At 68.3% G+C, this 16,159-nt stretch carries 15 protein-coding genes and 2 pseudogenes; 8 read left to right on the forward strand and 9 right to left on the reverse strand.

Annotated elements, in window-relative coordinates; all coding sequences use genetic code 11:
* Positions 1-190: 190 nt before the first annotated feature.
* From ACZ4RZ_RS20670 to ACZ4RZ_RS20680, 3 genes are all read right to left on the reverse strand, one after another.
* Positions 191-550 (reverse strand): zinc ribbon domain-containing protein YjdM, encoded by a 360-nt coding sequence (locus ACZ4RZ_RS20670; protein WP_467746428.1) that lies wholly within the window; start codon positions 548-550, stop codon positions 191-193.
* A gap of 1,765 nt (positions 551-2,315) precedes the next feature.
* Positions 2,316-3,767 carry an amidase gene (locus ACZ4RZ_RS20675; protein ID WP_467746430.1) on the reverse strand — a complete coding sequence of 484 codons (1,452 nt, stop codon included), beginning with the start codon at positions 3,765-3,767 and terminating at the stop codon, positions 2,316-2,318.
* A gap of 316 nt (positions 3,768-4,083) precedes the next feature.
* Entirely contained in the window at positions 4,084-4,992 is a 909-nt protein-coding gene (locus tag ACZ4RZ_RS20680) for a helix-turn-helix transcriptional regulator (protein WP_467746432.1), read from the reverse strand.
* A 216-nt stretch (positions 4,993-5,208) separates the two neighbouring features.
* On the opposite strand from ACZ4RZ_RS20680, the gene ACZ4RZ_RS20685 reads away from it, so the two are divergent.
* From ACZ4RZ_RS20685 to ACZ4RZ_RS20700, 4 genes are all read left to right on the forward strand, one after another.
* Entirely contained in the window at positions 5,209-6,186 is a 978-nt protein-coding gene (locus tag ACZ4RZ_RS20685; protein WP_467746433.1) for an aldo/keto reductase, read from the forward strand.
* 59 nt (positions 6,187-6,245) lie between these two features.
* Entirely contained in the window at positions 6,246-7,274 is a 1,029-nt protein-coding gene (locus tag ACZ4RZ_RS20690) for a zinc-binding dehydrogenase (RefSeq protein WP_467746434.1), read from the forward strand.
* A gap of 45 nt (positions 7,275-7,319) precedes the next feature.
* Positions 7,320-8,171: an aldo/keto reductase gene (locus ACZ4RZ_RS20695; protein ID WP_467746436.1), complete on the forward strand. Its 852-nt coding sequence runs from the start codon at positions 7,320-7,322 to the stop codon at positions 8,169-8,171.
* A 169-nt stretch (positions 8,172-8,340) separates the two neighbouring features.
* Positions 8,341-8,970, forward strand: a complete 630-nt coding sequence (locus tag ACZ4RZ_RS20700; RefSeq protein ID WP_467746438.1) for a flavodoxin — start codon at positions 8,341-8,343, stop codon at positions 8,968-8,970.
* A gap of 30 nt (positions 8,971-9,000) precedes the next feature.
* Here ACZ4RZ_RS20700 and ACZ4RZ_RS20705 read toward each other — a convergent pair whose 3' ends face one another.
* Positions 9,001-9,297: a hypothetical protein gene (locus tag ACZ4RZ_RS20705; RefSeq protein WP_467746439.1), complete on the reverse strand. Its 297-nt coding sequence runs from the start codon at positions 9,295-9,297 to the stop codon at positions 9,001-9,003.
* Here ACZ4RZ_RS20705 and ACZ4RZ_RS20710 point away from each other — a divergent pair.
* Together ACZ4RZ_RS20710 and ACZ4RZ_RS20715 are read left to right on the forward strand one after the other, a co-directional pair.
* Complete coding sequence (locus ACZ4RZ_RS20710) at positions 9,265-9,513, forward strand: hypothetical protein (RefSeq protein ID WP_467746441.1); 249 nt, start codon at positions 9,265-9,267, stop codon at positions 9,511-9,513. The two genes, ACZ4RZ_RS20705 and ACZ4RZ_RS20710, sit on opposite strands and share 33 nt — an antisense overlap.
* A 249-nt stretch (positions 9,514-9,762) precedes the next feature.
* Positions 9,763-9,852, forward strand: a pseudogene (locus tag ACZ4RZ_RS20715) (kinase); the annotation flags it as partial.
* A gap of 69 nt (positions 9,853-9,921) precedes the next feature.
* Here the strand turns inward: ACZ4RZ_RS20715 and ACZ4RZ_RS20720 are convergent.
* Positions 9,922-10,551, reverse strand: a pseudogene (locus tag ACZ4RZ_RS20720) (class F sortase); the annotation flags it as partial.
* Positions 10,552-10,609: 58 nt separating this feature from the next.
* Entirely contained in the window at positions 10,610-11,074 is a 465-nt protein-coding gene (locus tag ACZ4RZ_RS20725; RefSeq protein WP_467746443.1) for a sortase, read from the reverse strand.
* A gap of 1,155 nt (positions 11,075-12,229) precedes the next feature.
* Between ACZ4RZ_RS20725 and ACZ4RZ_RS20730 the strand changes: the two genes are divergently transcribed.
* Positions 12,230-13,222 (forward strand): helix-turn-helix domain-containing protein, encoded by a 993-nt coding sequence (locus tag ACZ4RZ_RS20730; RefSeq protein WP_467746445.1) that lies wholly within the window; start codon positions 12,230-12,232, stop codon positions 13,220-13,222.
* 292 nt (positions 13,223-13,514) lie between these two features.
* Positions 13,515-14,096 carry a hypothetical protein gene (locus ACZ4RZ_RS20735; RefSeq protein ID WP_467746446.1) on the forward strand — a complete coding sequence of 194 codons (582 nt, stop codon included), beginning with the start codon at positions 13,515-13,517 and terminating at the stop codon, positions 14,094-14,096.
* A gap of 628 nt (positions 14,097-14,724) precedes the next feature.
* On the opposite strand, the gene ACZ4RZ_RS20740 is transcribed toward ACZ4RZ_RS20735, so the two are convergent.
* The 3 genes from ACZ4RZ_RS20740 to ACZ4RZ_RS20750 all read right to left on the reverse strand — a co-directional run.
* A complete protein-coding gene (locus ACZ4RZ_RS20740; RefSeq protein WP_467746448.1) occupies positions 14,725-14,898 on the reverse strand; it encodes a hypothetical protein in 174 nt (57 codons plus the stop codon).
* Between the two features lie 81 nt (positions 14,899-14,979).
* Positions 14,980-15,441 (reverse strand): hypothetical protein, encoded by a 462-nt coding sequence (locus ACZ4RZ_RS20745; RefSeq protein WP_467746450.1) that lies wholly within the window; start codon positions 15,439-15,441, stop codon positions 14,980-14,982.
* Between the two features lie 60 nt (positions 15,442-15,501).
* Positions 15,502-16,159, reverse strand: a 658-nt coding sequence (locus ACZ4RZ_RS20750; protein WP_467746452.1) for an RNA-guided endonuclease InsQ/TnpB family protein, incomplete at its 5' end; no start/stop codon positions are given.

Raw genomic sequence — 16,159 nt, forward strand, 5'->3', positions numbered from 1 at the left:
GCGCCCCACCCGGGGCAAGCGAAGGCTGTGCCCGTGGCTACCTGCGGGCACTGCCAACACAGCATCTAACCAATTGCAAAATTTTGCAATTCAGCATCCTGCTGCCGCCCGGAAGAATCCTCCACGAACGGGAAGACCAGCCGAGGCGGAAACGGTGACAGACAGCCGGTCTCCCACCACCAGCCGAAGGTCAGGCTTTCTTGACCACGCTGGACTTGAGCTGCATCGCTCCGAAACCGTCGATCTTGCAGTCGATGTCATGGCCGTCGACCCCGTCGACCAGCCGGATGCCGCGCACCTTGGTACCGGCCTTGATCCCCGAGGGGCTCCCCTTGACCTTGAGCGCCTTGACGACGACCACGGAGTCGCCGTCCTGCAGCACATTGCCGACAGAGTCCCTGACCACCCGCTCACCGGCGGCATCCCCGCCGCCCGCGGCGCTCTCGGCGGGAACCCATTCGTGGCCGCACTCCGGGCACACCACGAGGGCGTTCATCTCGTAGGTGTACTCACATGAGCACTTCGGACAGGGAGGAAGATTCTCGATCACCCTGTCAGGATATCCGTCCGCGGCCTACGCCCCGACGGGACGAGAAATGACCAACCTCGACATGGCCGAGGCCCTGCCCGGAACGAGGGACCGGTCTAGGCCGTGGCCCGCCTGGCCGCCCTGTGCGCCACCCGGATCACCGGTTGGGCACAGGATTCCCCATGGCACCGACTCCTATCGCCTGGCGCACGCCAAGGCTTAGCAGACGTTCCTGCGCTGGGCTCTCCCGCCACGTGTCCCGTGACAGCGAAGGCTGCTTGCGTGCCACCGATGTTTGACCGCCGTAGGACTGACCTGTGCACTCCCTCGTGCTCGGCAACGTCCCACGATCACCAGGCCCCGGGGTTGCGAGGTAGTGAACCCTCCTGCGGGCGATGCGAATGCAGCCCTCGGGCCGGCAAGGCCCGCGGCCGGCCAGTTCCTTCGTTGATCAGTTCTTGGCTTGGTAGTACGCATCCCAGCTCTGCTGAGCCAAAACAGCACGAGGAAGAGCGCGAGGAGGAGGTCGTCGGACAGCGACTCGCCCTCGTCATGCAGTCGCACGCGTATGGGACGGCTTCCGCGTTGGTCGTAGGAGATCTCGAGCGGGCCGACGGCACACACACGGCCGCCGCGTCGGTCGTACCTCAGTTCATAAGGGCCGATGCGCAGCAGGCGGCCGCCGAACCTGCTGTGCTCACAGCTCCACTGACCGACGGCGAGCGGCAGGCTGGACCACCGGCGGTAGGTGATCTCGATGCCGCCCACGGCGCACAAGGTTGAACTGAACCGCTGGTACTCCAGCGTCCATGAACCCAGGGCGCGGGGTGTGCTGTCCAGCCACTCCCGTTGGCCATAGGCGATCTCCACGCCGCCGATTCCACGCAAAAGCCCTTTGCCGTACGTCAGCTCGATGTCCACGCCTCGACTCACCTCTGGGGAGGGCGCCACGATGACCGGGCCTGTTGGTTCGGGGGCGGATCCGAGGAGCACACCCGGGCCGCTGGAGCCTTCCCCGTCAGGGCTCAGCACGAGTTGTCGTCTCGTGGTGGCGGATGACCTCCGCGATCAATGAAGTCCAGCATCCAGCTTCACACGTGCGATGAACTCCCGCAGCACGGCGATCTGGCGGGCCCCAGCGGGCGGGCCCGCCGGCCGGAGGTTGTGCTCGGCATTGAGGTAGCCGACCTGCTGGGTTGACTGACGCGGTCAATCTTCGACGGCACGAACCTCACGGTCATCAAGCTTCCCTACGTTCTGTTCCGGCACCGGGCGAGCCGTTCGTATGGTTGGCCCACCCAGGGGCGTCGGGTGTGGCTTTCAACCTTCTGCCGCTTGTGGCTTCCACTGATTGGCCGCCCGACGCCCCACGACGACTCGGCTGCCAATTAGGAATTGCGAATGATCGCTCCGTAGGGAATCGACACGAGGTCGTCCGTCGGGAGGCATCTGCACACCGCACCGCACGGAGGCACTATGGCCGCGATCTGGGCCGGCATCGACGCAGGCAAGACCCATCACCACAGCGTCGCGATCGAGGAGAGCGGCCACCGGCTGCTGTCGCGACGCGTCGCGGCGGCCATCGGTGGACCGTCTCAACTCCACTGCACTTCCCCGTGGTTCGCCAGGCCACCGATGAGAGTGCACGCCGCTGACCTGCGGCGACGACCTCCTGTCGTGTTGCGGGAGGCGGGTGACATTCGCGTGCCGGGCAGCGACTGCGCGCATTCGGAGGATCTCGTCGTGATCCGCACCTCGCCCTCGACGGACACCCAGGTAGTACGCCCTACTTCGGTGCCTGGAGGCCGCCGATCTTCTGCTCAAGCAATTCGGCCAGCCGCAGCGGGGTGCGGTCCTCGAACATCGGACCGATGAGCTGCACTCCCACCGGCAGACCCTCGGGCGACCGGCCCGCTGGTATAGCGGTGGCGGGTAGACCGGGCATGGTGGCCAGACCGGCCCAGACGAGCTGGTCGAAGTACGGATACTCGACGCCGTCGATGTCGATCCGACGTTTCATCAGGTCGGGGTTGTGGTCGTGCGGGAACGCGGGAGTGGGCGTGATGGGACACACCACGGCGTCGAACTCGGCGAAGAACTGCCGCCAGCCATGGCGGTGGAGCTCGCGAAAGCTGTTCGCCTCGATCCAGTCGCGGTGGCTGAACACCATGCCGCGCAGCCGCGCCGCATCGAGACTCTGGTCGTCTGCGCTCAGTCCGGCGGCGCGGGCCTGCAGCTGCTCGTACGCTTCGACGGGAAAACGTGCAACGGAGCCCGAAAACAGGAACTGCGTATAGAGCACCGCGGCTTCGGTCAGATCGGGCAGCAGCGGACTGTCCCGCTCGACGCGGGCACCGCCGTCGACAAGCGCGTCGGCCACCCGGCCCACGCCCGCCCGCACGGCGGACCCGGTCGGAATGAGCGGATGCTCGTCGAGGACCAGGACCCGGAAGTCGCGGAGCCGTTCGTGGCGCGCGGGCGGCAGCGTCAGGTGGTACGCCACACCGAGCGTCAGCGGGTCCGGTCCGGCCATGACGTCGAGCAGGAGCGTGAGGTCGCGAGCGGTGCGCGCCATCGGACCGACGACGGCGAGGTCGTGCTCGACCGGCAGGGCCGGCCCGGGCGGCGGGACCATGCCGCGGCTCGCCGCCAGCCCGAGTGTCGGCTTGTGCGCGTAAATGCCGCAGAAATGCGCGGGGGTGCGCAACGAGCCGGCGAGGTCGGAGCCGATGGACAGCGCGCCGAATCCGGACGCCAGGGCCGCCGCCGAGCCGCCGGAGGATCCGCCCGACGTACGACGGTGGTCCCACGGGTTGTTGGTGGTGCCGTAGATCTCGTTGAAGCTCTGCACGTCCTGCAGCCCCAAAGGCACATTGGTCTTGCCGAGCACCACCGCGCCCGCGGCCTTGAGCCGCGACACCTGCACCGCGTCCTCGGCCGGCATGTAGTTCCGGTGCAGCGGCATGCCCCAGGTCGTGGGCAGTCCGGCGATGTTGTAGGACTCTTTGACCGTCACCGGAATGCCGAGCAGCGGCCGGTCCTCACCGCGGGCGCGCGCCTGGTCGGCACCGCGCGCGGCGGCCCGTGCCCGGCCGAAGTCCGGCACACAGATCGCGTTGATCGCCTTGTCGTCCCGCTCGATACGGGTGATCGCCTCGTCGGTCAGTTCCGCCGAGGTCACTTCACCGGAACGCAAGGCAGCCGCGAGGTTTTCGGCCGTCGGAAAATTCCACTCCATGAATCCGACCGTATCGGCCACTGGAAGAGGTCATGAAATGCCGCTTCGCACAACGAGTTGGATGTCTCAAGACTCATGATGTTTCTCTCTGGCCACAGACGATTCGCCCGCCCGCTGGCGATGGCGACGCGCTGCGGCTTCGCCTCCGCCTGGACGGAGACTGACTGTCACGGTGGAGTTGACACGCGAACCTCCCCTGCCCCACGTCATGGCCGCCGTTGTCTCACGTCGTGGCTCAGCGGCGTTGTCTCAGGGACGTGGCATTTCCCTCACGGGCCTGTGAGGGCAACGGCCGTAGGTCGCGTGCCGCGGTGGCTTACGGCTGCTGCCCGGTGGCTTTCGGGGCGGGAGCGGGACGTTCTGTTGGCCGCGGTGCGGTCATGTCGAGCAGGAGCAGGGCGTCGTGGTCCGGGCTGCCGGGTTCGGCGGTGTAGACGCCGATGCGCTGACCGGGGGTGCCTTCCACGTGCAATGACTGTGAGGTCAGGGTGACCGTCCCGACTTGGGGGTGCTGGAACGTCTTGTGCGCGGGCTTGCGTCCGGTCACCTCGTAGCGTTCCCACAGCCCCGCGAAGTCGGGGCTCTTGAGGAGGAGTTCGCCGACGAGGTTGGTGAGGTCGGGGGCGTCGGGGGCGGTGCCGGCGATGGCACGCAGACGGGCGACGCATGCGGTGATCTGCCGGTCCCAGTCGGGGAAGAGGTCGCGGGCTGCAGGGTGCAGGAAGAGGTAGCGGGCCAGGTTGCGCTGTTTGACGGGCCAGTCGTCCAGGCCCGCGTAGAGGGCGAGGCCGCCGGGGTTCCAGGCGAGCATGTCCATGCTGCGGCTGATGACGTAGGCCGGGTTCGGGCGCAGTGATTCGAGCAGCAGCTTGAGGTGGGGGCGCACGGTGCGGCTGGGTGCGGGCGGTGGTTCGGAGACGTAGCGGGCGGCGCGGGCGGCGAGCTCGCGCAGGTGCTGGTGTTCCTGGTCGTCCATGTGCAGAGCGCGGGCGAGCGAGTCGAGGACGGCGGGGCTGGGGCGAGTCTCCTTGCCGCGTTCCAGGCGCACGTAGTAGTCGATGCTGATGCCGGCGAGGGTGGCCAGCTCCTCGCGGCGCAGGCCGGGGGTGCGGCGGATGCCGGCACCGATAGTGAGGCCGACGCGTTCGGGGCTGGTTTGGGTGCGGCGGGCGCGCAGGTAGCGGCCCAGCTCGGCGCCCTCGCTGTGCGCGCTCTCGGATGCCATGACTCCAGTCTCACCCGTTGGGCACCCGCCGTGCAGGCGGGAGGGGGGCCCTGTCATTACCCCTGAAGAGCCCGCCCTGCCACACCGGCTCAATCCGGGCGAAGGTGAAGGAGCAAGACGCCGGTACCCCGGCCCCGCCCAGCCACCGCAGGCACGACCTGCCAGGCAGGGCGAGAGGGAGGGTGCCGGGCAGCACCACGAACCGGAGAGGGCGAAATGCGGTACATCAATCTGCGTGACCTGGAGGTTTCCCGGATCGGGCTGGGTGCGATGGGCATGTCCCACGGCTACACCGGCTCCGGCACCGACGAGGCGGAGTCGATCAGGGCCGTGCACCGGGCGCTGGAGCTGGGCGTCACACTCATCGACACCGCTGAGATCTACGGCCCCTACACCAACGAAGAGCTGCTGGGCCGGGCGCTGAAGGGGCGCCGGGACCAGGTGGTGCTGGCCACGAAGTTCGGCCTGGTCGCCCACGGTGGAGAGGGGGCCTGGAATCTGGACTCCGGACCGGCCAACGTCCGCGCCGCCGTCGAGGGCTCCCTGAAGCGGCTGGGCACCGATTACATCGACTTGTACTACCAGCACCGGGTGGATCCGAACACGCCGATCGAGGAGACCGCCGGCGCCGTCGCCGAGCTGATCGCCGAGGGCAAGGTGCGCGCGTTCGGCCTCTCGGAGGCCGGCCCGGACACGATCCGCCGCGCCCACGCCGTCCAGCCGGTCACCGCGGTCCAGTCGGAGTACTCCCTGTGGACACGGGGGATCGAGGAGCGCGTCCTGCCCGTGCTGCGGGAGTTGAACATCGGCCTGGTGCCGTTCTCGCCGCTCGGCCGCGGCTTCCTGACCGGCACCATCCGCTCCACGGACCAGTTCGACGCCTCCGACTTCCGTCGCGACAATCCGCGCTTCACCGGCGAGAACTTCCAGCGCAATCTCGCGATCGCCGACGAGGTGCAGGCCCTGGCCGCCGACGTCGGCGCCACGCCCGCGCAGGTGGCCCTGGCGTGGCTGCTCGCCCAGGGTGACGACATCGCCCCGATCCCCGGCACCAAGCGGGTCAGCCGCGTCGAGGAGAACACGGCCGCCGATGCCGTGACGCTGACCGGCGAGCAGCTCGACAAGCTCAGCAGCCTGCCGCCCGCCGCCGGCGACACGCACACCGAGGCGCAGGCGCAGATGCTCGAACGCTGACCCTGCGCCCCCACCGCTCGGTTCGGCACCCCGTTCCCCCGTTTGGAGTACCCCCTTTCATGCGTGCAGCAGTGTTGTACGGCGCCGGAGACGTCCGCGTCGAGGACCGGCCCGATCCGGAGATCGTGAATCCCACCGACGCTGTCGTGCGCACGCTCGCCGCGTGCGTGTGCGGCAGTGACCTGTGGCCGTACCGATCGATGCCCGCGACCGACACCGGCCGACCCATGGGCCACGAGTTCCTCGGCATCGTCGAAGAGACCGGTGCGGACGTAACCGGCCTGAAGACAGGCGACCTGGTCGTGGCGCCGTTCACCTACAGCGACAACACCTGCGACTATTGCGCCACGGGCCTGCACATCTCGTGCCGCAACGGCGGCCGATACGGATTCGACGGCGTCGACGGCGGGCAGGGCGAAGCCATCCGCGTCCCCTACGCTGACGGCACCCTCGTGAAGCTGCCGGTGGCCGCCGACTCCGCACTGCTGCCGTCGCTGCTGGCCCTGTCGGACGTGATGACCACCGGCCACCACGGCGCGGTCACCGCCGGCGTCACCCGCGGCGACGCCGTGCTCGTCGTCGGTGACGGCGCGGTCGGCCTGTGCGCGGTCATCGCTGCCAAGCGACTCGGAGCCGAGCGGATCGTCCTCGCGGGCCGCCACCAGGCGCGCACCGACCTGGGCCACCACTTCGGCGCCACCGACGTCGTCGCCGAGCGTGGAGAAGAAGGCATCGCCCGTATCCGCGAGCTGACCGGTGGTGTGGACAAGGTGATCGAGGCCGTCGGCACCCGCCAGGCCCTCGACACCGCCCTGGGCGCGGTCCTGGACGGCGGCACCATCAGCCGGCTCGGCGTCCCGCAGTACGAGCAGGGGCCGATCGGCCCCGCCGAGTTCATGCGCAACATCACCCTGACCGGCGGCGCCAGCCCCGCCCGCGCCTACATCGAGCAACTGCTGCCCGACGTCCTCGACGGCGCCATCGCCCCCGGCCGCGTCTTCGACCAGGAATTCACCCTCGCCCGGACGCCGGACGCCTACAGGGCCATGGCCGACCGCAGGGTCCTCAAGGCCCTCATCCGCCCCTGAACCCCCACCTTTTCCGTCACCCGCACACCGCGAAGGACCCCGCTCATGCAGTACGTGACCTTGAACAACGGCGTCGAGATGCCGCTCCTCGGCTTTGGCGTCTACCAGATCCCCGCCGAAGACACCGAGCGCGCCGTCGCCGACGCGCTGGCCGCCGGCTACTGCCTGCTGGACACCGCCGCCGCTTACGGCAACGAGGAAGCCGTCGGCCGCGCCATCAAGTCCAGCGGCATCCCGCGCGAGGACCTGTTCGTCACCACCAAGCTGTGGGTGCAGGACGCCCCCGCCGAGGCCAACACCCGACGTGCCTTCGAGACGTCCCTGAACAAGCTGGGCTTGGACTACCTCGACCTGTACCTGATGCACCAGCCCTTCGGCGACGTCTACGGCCAGTGGCGCGCCATGGAAGCCCTCAACCGTGAGGGCCGCGCCAAGGCGATCGGGGTCGCCAACTTCTACCCCGACCGGCTGATCGACCTGATCGTCAACAACGAGATCACCCCCGCGGTCAATCAGATCGAGACCCACCCCTTCTTCCAGCGCGCCGACTACCAGGACCTGATGCGGGAGCACGGCGTGCAGATCCAGTCCTGGGGCGGGTTCGCCGAAGGCAAGAACGACCTGTTCAGTAACCCGCTGCTGGCCGGTGTCGGCAAGGAGTACGGCAAGTCCGTGGCGCAGGTCGTGCTGCGCTGGCTGACCCAGCGCGGTGTCATCGCGATCCCCAAGTCGGTTCGCGCCGAGCGCATGGCGGAGAACATGGACGTCTTCGACTTCCAGCTCACCGACGAGCAGCTGGCCCAGATCGCCACCCTCGACACCGGCAGCTCTCTGTTCTTCGACCATCATGATCCCGAGATCGTCACCTGGCTCGCCAAGCGTCGCCTGGACGCCTGAACCCGCACGCACAACGGGACGAGCGGCAGCACCATGCTCGAGCTGTCGCTCGCCGCCCCTCCCGCTGCCAGATCCCTCCGCGAAGGGCACATCTGTGAACCAGCAGGACCCCACCACAGTTCGGCGACGTACGATCCTCCGCGCCGCGTTGCTGACAGGAATCACCGTCATGACCGGACCCCACCTCACCAGCTGTACACCCGCCGACGACCAGCAGGGATCCGACCAGGGGCGCCAGACGTCGCCCAGTGCACCGCCGACCGGCACAGCGCGCGGCAAGGTGCTGCTCGCGTACTTCTCCCGCCCCGGCGAGAACTACTACTACGGCGATCGCACCACGCTGAAGGTCGGCAACACCGAAGTCATGGCCCGCAAAATCCAAGATCTCATCGACTGCGACCTGTACCGGATCGAGCCCACCGCCCCCTACCCGGAGAGCTACGGCGCGACCGTGAAGCGCAACGTCCGCGAACAGGACGCCGACGCCCGCCCCGCCATCAAGGGCTCGCTTCCTGACCTGGACAGCTACGACACCGTGCTGCTGGGCAGCCCCATCTGGAACGTCCGCGCACCCATGATCATGACGACGTTTACGGAGAAGCTCGACTTCACCGGCAAGACCGTCGTTCCTTTCACCACCCACGTCATGAGCGGCCTGGGCACCACCGCGCGCGACTACGCAGCTTCCTGCCCTGGCGCGACCTTCGCCGACGGACTGGCAGTGCAGGGCGAAGAAGCCGACCAAGCCGACAGCGACATCCACGCCTGGCTGCAGCGCATCAGCCTCATCGCCTCCTGAACCCAGCAAACCCAGCGGACCCAGGCCAGCTCATCTCCTCCTCGGGCGTCCCGGACAGGACCCGGCCGGGCGGAGCGGAACGTCGTTCTTGAGCAGTGCCAGGCGCACGGTGGCGAGGCTCGTTCCTTCCCGGTCCGCGATGTCCTGGAGCGACAGGTGGTCTTGCTCGTACCAGGTGCGCCATTGTTCGATGCGGGTGGCTGTGTGCTGAGTGCGGCGAAACCGGGGCGGGCTCCAGTCGACCGGGTGCCGGGACAACAGATAGATGACGTCGGCCGTGGTGGTGTTCAGATCTTGCGCGACCTGGGCGACGGCGAAGTCGCCCACGGGCACGGCCTGGTGGAGCCGGGCAACGGTGATGCTGTCCGGATCAGGCCCCGGCAGGTGGAGGCGGCGCAGACTGGCGGCGTCGAGTCGAGGGGCCCACTGGACGGGTTCGCCGATGCCGTGCTCGTCGAGGATCGTGCGCGCGGTGTGGGTGAGCAGTTCGGCCTCGGCGGGCAGGATGCGCCAGCGAAACCGCAGGTACTGCTGGCGCTGTGAGGCCGTTGCGGGGGCGATGGCCGGGTGCGAGGTACTCCTCGTCGGTCAGGGGGCCGACTTTGGGCATCTGTACCGCCGCGAGCACATGACCGACATCGTCCAGGCCGTCGCCGGGTTGCTCACTCCCCGTAGCGGTGGCCGTCGCCCAGCAGGCACCACACTCGGACGGCGAGCTCAGGATCAGACGGCGGTTCCGGGCCACGCTGATCACGCCCCTTCCGGAGCAGGGGAGGGGGCGTCGGTAACTCCGGCCGCGGCCTGGCCCTGGTCGGCCGGGACAACCTCTGCCGCATCGTGCTGCGCCAGAGGGACCGGACCGGCGCGGCGAACATCGGCCTGTTTCACTGCGGTGAGCGTCGCGTAGACGACGACATTGGCCTGGTATCCGGTGTTCGCGACGTAGCCGCCGCAGGTGATGACCCGTAGTTCGGGCAGGTCGGAGCTGCCGTAGACCTTTTTGTTGGGGAATTTCTTCTTGTCGTAGACCTCCACGGCGTCGACGGTGAATACGGCTGTGCGCCCGTCTGCCCGGCTGATCTCGATCGTGTCGCCCTTGGCCAGGGCGCCGAGCTGGTAGAAAACGCCGGGGCTGCCGCCGGGCAGGTCCACATGCCCGGCGGTGAGGGCTGTGCCCGCCGAGCCTGGTGCGGTGCCCTGGCCGTACCAGCCGGCGAGGTTGGGGTTGTCGGCGGGCGGGGGCCGTAGCGCCCCCGCGCTGTCGAGGTCCAGCTTTGTCATGGGGGCGTTCACGTTGATGGCGGGGATGCGAAGTCGGACGGGCTGTGCGGGGGGCAGCGGCTGGGCGGCGGTGCGGCCGGGCGTGGGGCCGGCCGAGGGGGTGGAGAAGGCCTGGCCGGCCGAAGGCTGCGGTGGCTGCCTGTCGTGCATCGCGCCGATCATCAGCACGGTACCTGTCACCAGTGCCAGTGCCAGTGCCAGGTGCGTGACCGTGCGGACGAAGGTGTGTAGGGGCGCGCTGGTCTTGAGTGCGGGTTCCATCGCGGTTGGGCCTCTTGCCTGCAGCCGGGTGGGGTTCATTCGTGCGGCCCCTCGGGGGTGTGTGCGGTGCCGGGGGCAGGCGCGGGGGAGTGGGCGGTCAGGTTCGGTTGCCGTGTGAGCGGCGGCGCATCCTGAGCAGACACCCGGCGGCGGCCGCGGCGAGCAGCACACCGCCCACAGCGATGGGTGTATCGGTGTCCCTGGTATCTGCGAAGCCCGCTTCGACGGCGCCGTTCGGCTGGCGGCCGGTGATCTGGTATGTGTCAATGATCTTGGTCCGTGGCGGGCACTTGACGGTGACGGTGTCGGTGTCCGTGTCGGGACTTCTGTCCTCCGGGATCTGGAACTCGCCGGTGAGCTCGCCCTCGTGGTCGCCTTCGAAGAGGTGGAACGGTCCTCCCGCCTCCGACTCGCCCTTGCCGTAGGTGACGTCCGGGCCGCAGGCCGTGGTGCTGACGGTGACCGTAGAGCCCGGGGAGGCATTCCCCGGGCGGATGTGGAGATCTGAGTCACCGGCGCCGACAGCGGACGGACTCTGCAGAGCCAGGACACCGATAACCATGCCGATACCAGCGCCAACGTGTGTGTTTCGCAAGGGAATCCTCCAATGGAGCAGTGACCGGCCTGTCTGCGCGGTGCCCCTGTTGTGCTCCACCGACGAGGCAACCGACACTCCGTCAGCTCCGCAACATGACGCATCGGCACATGTGTCACTCGGGCAGGCGTAATGACTGCTCTCGCATGAGCATTTACGCAGGTCGCTGCAGCAGAGGCCGACGCAGTGGAGGATTCGCCGGCGGACAGCGGATGGGCTAACGGCCCTCGTCCCCAGGCTGACCCCGGCGCACGGTCGTATGCGCAGCCACCCCGTGGGACCCGCTCACCGGCCCGCCACCAGACGTCCAGCAGCTCATCGTCCGGTAGGCGAAGACGCCGCCACAGCCTGCCATCCTGCGTGCCGAGGGCCTCAAACACGTCAACTCCCACGGACCACGGTGTTGCCAAAATCGGTCCTTGAGCGCGTGCAGGCGGCGGCACTTGGCGTGCCACTCCGCTCGTGAGCCGTAGCCGCGCGTCAGCCCGGCCCACGTGTCCGCCGCGGCGTCCAGCGGGCGGGCGAGGCGGGCCTCGATTGCCGCACGAGGCGCTGAAGGCCGTGAGCGCCAGAAGGCCCTGGTGGCTCGATGTTTGACGGCACACCGCCGGAACGGCCGGTATCGGGCCCGGGTGTGGCCCGGCAGGGTCTGGGCCAGGCGGAGCCCGGGGAACTTCCCCCTCAAATCCCCGGGCTCCGCCCGGCGGCCGTGGCCGCCCCGTACCACGGTCCGTCTGGTGTGGTCGACGGGCTTATCCTCGCCGCCCGGGACTCTGCAGGTCATTGATGGCCAGCGCAGGAACTGTTGATGTTCAGCGCACCACATACGGGGGTGTTCGCGATCGAAGTCGACCTGTGTGGCGTGCCGCCTGACGAGCGCTTCGATGGTCAGCGTGCTGCTGCGCGGGTTCGTGCGCACAGTGGCCGACCAGATGTCCGTCCTCAGCGGTACGGGGCGGAGGGAGGCGTTGAACGCAACGGCCGTCGGACTCGTCACGGCTGTAGTTGACGCATAACGCGCTTCCCCAGGCCGTTTGCGATGCAAGACTATGCATGTGGGGTGGAAGCGGCGCCCTGCGTCTGTCTGGGGCGGCTGCCAAGACGGGGTGTGACTATAGGGTGTTGACGCTGTGTAGCCGGGACCTGCCGGCAGCCGAGCGGTTCAGCTGGTTCTGCGAGCTGGTGGCACGCGACATGGCACCGCACGACATCGTCACCGAGCACGTCGCGGACTTCTCAGCCTCGGCGACGCTGTTGTCGCTGGGCGACGGGATCGGTGTCTCCAGCGTCGTGTTCCCTGCTATGCAGTCGATACGTTCGCGACGCCTCATCCAGCGTTCCGACCCCGAACTGTGGGTACTGGCCCTGGTCGTCAAAGGGGCCATGCAGAGGGAGCAGGGCCGTAACCAGGTAAATCCGAGCCCCGGTGACCTGGTCCTCTACGACACCTCTCAGCCGTACTGGGCATCGATCGCCACCGACGACGTGGCCCAGTCCATCGTGCTGCATCTGCCCCGGCGCGCGGTGCCCGTTCCGGAGCAGGCGTTGCGTCGGATGGTGGCTACTGCGCTGCCGTCCCGCACGGGCATCGGTGCCCTGCTCAGCCAGTTGCTCGGTGGGCTCGTCGAGCAGGGGCCGAAGCTGGAGGCCGGTCAGACCAACCGGCTGACATCTGCCGTGGTCGACCTGACCACCGCGTTCCTGGCGAGTCTGATCGACACTGACGGGCCGCAGACCATAGCCGCACGACGGGTGGCGCAGCTGCACCAGATCAAGTCCTTCATCCGGTCCCGGCTCGGCGAGCCGGAGCTCACCCCCACGGCCGTCGCCGCGGCCCACCACATCTCGCTGCGCGCCTTGCACTACCTCTTCCGGGAGGACGGCAGGACGATCGGTGAATTCATCCGGGAGCAACGGCTGGAGCGCTGCCGGGCCGACCTTGCTGACCCCCGTCTGGCCGGCCGGAGTGTCGCCGCGATCGCGGTCCGCGCCGGTTTCTCCGATGCCGCCGCCTTCAGCCGGACCTTCAAGGCTCGCTACGGAATGCCCCCAGGCGAATACCGCCGAAGCCACGGAGAACCGCAGTCGCGGAACCTCGCCGGGCGGCCTGGCTGAGGTACCTCTTGCGCCTCGGATGGTTCCGCCCTCACCCTCCAATTGGGGCACCAGACCGGTCCGTCGCCGGTCGACCGGGCCGGGCCGACTCCTCGATACCGAACAGGCCGGGCCGACTCCTCGATACCGGATACGTGCCCGTACGTGACTGCGAACCCCCTCGATCACCCGGCCCGACACCCGTAGCGGAATACGGAGTACGTCATCCATCGCAGTCGCGCCAGGGTCGGGTCACGGGCCCGCTGTTCGTCCTGGGCCTTGCGTGTCAATGGCACTCGCTATCGTCCATGCCATGACCGCAAGTGATCATCTGCTCGACCTGATCCAGCACACCCCGGACATCCACGGGCTGCTGCGGTCATCCTTCAGTTTCGACATCGGGCGGAAGCGGTCCGGCGAGGGCTTGAGGCTTGCTTCGGGTGCGCCCCTGGAGGCAATCGCCGGGGAGTCCGCCGGTGGGACGTATTTCCTGTGCGCTGAAGAGGACGGCCGCCGGCCGGTGGTGTTCGCGAGTTCCGAAGGGGAAGGCGGCCTGATCGCCGACGACCTGGCGGGCGCACTGGAGATCATCATCGGGCTGCAATGGCAGGACTGCCCCAGGTTCTCCGCCGGGGGCAACATGGAGGTCATGCAGGTCTCTGCCCAGCACCTCGAACGGTACTTGGCCAGGGACAATCCCGAGATCGCCGAGGAACGTGCCCGCGTGGCCGCGGCCCTGTCGCTGCGTGTCGTTCCCGTCGGCGACCTCGTCATCCGATTGCGGGATGCCGCCTCAAGGACCGAGCCTCACTACGTGTTGGCCACCGAGGACGGGCAGACATATGACCCACCGTTCGGCGCGTACTCGGAGCCTCGCCACGGCGGCTGGCGCTGAACCGGACGGGTCCCCGATCGTCGGTCCCACCGACATCGGCATCTCGCCTGACGCCTGACGACGCGTCTGGGCAGACTCTGCGACGTGACTGCTGACCTTGTTCGCGACGACAACGATGAAACGGCGATTGACGGCTCCCACGTCAGGGCGTTGAAAGGGGGCTCACGGTCCCTCGCCTGTCGAGGCGGCCGCCCTGGATCCCAGCACCACGGTTGGTGGGGCTCTTTGGATTCCGTCAGTGATGCGCACCCCTCCACTTGGTTCAGTGCTGAAGGAAGTGAGGAAGGCGCCGAGCACGAGCACACGTGTGACTTGCTCCTGATAACGGCATGCCAGCGTGAACATGATCGCCTCATGAGTCGGCCTGCGGTGACCTGGCTCCAGCGGCACCCAGTCGTGCTCCAAAGCAGGCTCCCTCCCTGCGGCAGCTCGCAGAACGGGCACGTGAACTACCCACCACCGAAACGGTGCGGCCCCGCCTCAACAGCCCCCGTGCGCCGAGCCTGCGGACAGAAACCGCAGGCCGCACCGTACGAGCCAGACGGGACGCGCGGGCAGGTCAGGCCCAGCGCGACGCGCGAGACGGGGCGCGAACCTGTCAGCTCGCACGGCTCCGGCAGCTGCACGACTACGCGTCCGGAGCACTCGACTCCAGCAGTTCCGTCCACACCTGCGCCGCGATCAGATCAGCTTCATCCTGCGGCGTCCCTGCCTTCACGAGGATGATCCCGCGGCTGCCGTCCGGGAACTTCACGCTCCGCGCCTCCATGCCCAGCCGGCCAGACGTCGACTCCTCCGGCATGCTCGCTCCTCCAGTCGGGGAGACCACGCTAAAACGCCCCCACCACAGTCTGCAGGGGCGTTCGGCCAGACGGCCTACAGCTCAGTCAGCGTGTACGGCGCCGACGGCGGCGACAAGAGCAGCCTGATCGTCTGCCCGAGCATCGCCGAAGCGGGCCGCCTGCCTCGTGGAAGGTCGCCAGGAAGCCCCAGACGGGGCGCGCCGGCCGACCTCGCGCTGCGTAACCGTGACGCTGCGATCGTGCCGGAAGCCTCCCCTTCGGGGAGTGGAAGTCCAGTCCGCCGCCGACATCTTCCATCGCAAGGCGACGCCGTTGCCCTCCGCGTAGAGCAGCGTGCCGTCCTGCGCCTGCGCCGGCGCCAAGTCGAAGTCCTGGCTGCGCCACTGGTAGGTGCCCGGCTGGACGTCGCCGGCGTTGTTGTACTTGTCCATGACGCCGCTGGTGGAGTTGCCGCTGTCGAAGGCGATCGACGCCCCGTCCAGGGCGATCCACTTCCAGCCGTCATCCGAGGGCGCCGGCTGGTCAGTTGCAACCGCGGTCATCGCCTTGCCCTTCGTGACTCCTCCCTCCGGATAAATCCGGAGGGCTTCTCCCGTCAGTGGCTAGGCCACGGCAGGAAGGACCAGCCCGGCCCTGATCGCAACGTTGAGTGCACCGACCTGATCGGCGTTGGCGATATGCCCGCACCGGGTGCACTCGAACTTCTCTTGGGTGGTGCGGTTCTCGCCGGACACGTGCCCACACTTGGGGCAGGTGCGGGAAGTGTTGCGGGGGTCCACTGGGATCAGCTTGCGACCGGCGCTTTCAGCCTTGTGCGCGAGGATGCCCAGGAACACCCCCCAAGCCGCATCGTGAATGCTCTTGTTCAACCCGGCCTTCGCGCCAGCACCGTTGGGCAGGAACGCCCCCGCGTTGTCGGGGTCGGGCTTGGGCTTGGGCACGCGGACCATGTGCGCGATGCGAAGCTGCTCATGCGCAATCACGTCGTAGGCGCGGACCATCGCCAGCGCGGTCTTGTGCGCGTGGTCGGTGCGCTGCCGCCTGACCTTGCGGTGCAGCTCGGCAACCTTCTCCACCGCCCGCCGGTGCCTGGCGGTGCGGTTCTCACGCTTGCGCCGCGGGAACGCACTCAGCGCGCGCTGCGCACCGGCGAGGGCATCGGCGTTGCGTTTGCCGTGCCTCGGGTTCGGCTGGTGCTCGCCCTGGGAGGTGGTGAGGAAGTGGGCTACGCCCATGTCGATGCCGCACAAGGCACCGGTC

The organism is Streptomyces sp. NPDC027189 (assembly GCF_055566975.1).

Excerpts from the sequence above, each read along its gene's own strand:
- ACZ4RZ_RS20675 (WP_467746430.1), bottom strand. The coding sequence starts at position 3,767 with ATGGAGTGGAATTTTCCGACGGCCGAAAACCTCGCGGCTGCCTTGCGT.
- ACZ4RZ_RS20680 (WP_467746432.1), bottom strand. The coding sequence starts at position 4,992 with ATGGCATCCGAGAGCGCGCACAGCGAGGGCGCCGAGCTGGGCCGCTAC.
- ACZ4RZ_RS20685 (WP_467746433.1), top strand. The coding sequence starts at position 5,209 with ATGCGGTACATCAATCTGCGTGACCTGGAGGTTTCCCGGATCGGGCTG.
- ACZ4RZ_RS20690 (WP_467746434.1), top strand. The coding sequence starts at position 6,246 with ATGCGTGCAGCAGTGTTGTACGGCGCCGGAGACGTCCGCGTCGAGGAC.
- ACZ4RZ_RS20695 (WP_467746436.1), top strand. The coding sequence starts at position 7,320 with ATGCAGTACGTGACCTTGAACAACGGCGTCGAGATGCCGCTCCTCGGC.
- ACZ4RZ_RS20700 (WP_467746438.1), top strand. The coding sequence starts at position 8,341 with ATGACCGGACCCCACCTCACCAGCTGTACACCCGCCGACGACCAGCAG.
- ACZ4RZ_RS20725 (WP_467746443.1), bottom strand. The coding sequence starts at position 11,074 with ATGGTTATCGGTGTCCTGGCTCTGCAGAGTCCGTCCGCTGTCGGCGCC.
- ACZ4RZ_RS20735 (WP_467746446.1), top strand. The coding sequence starts at position 13,515 with ATGACCGCAAGTGATCATCTGCTCGACCTGATCCAGCACACCCCGGAC.
- ACZ4RZ_RS20740 (WP_467746448.1), bottom strand. The coding sequence starts at position 14,898 with ATGCCGGAGGAGTCGACGTCTGGCCGGCTGGGCATGGAGGCGCGGAGC.
- ACZ4RZ_RS20745 (WP_467746450.1), bottom strand. The coding sequence starts at position 15,441 with ATGACCGCGGTTGCAACTGACCAGCCGGCGCCCTCGGATGACGGCTGG.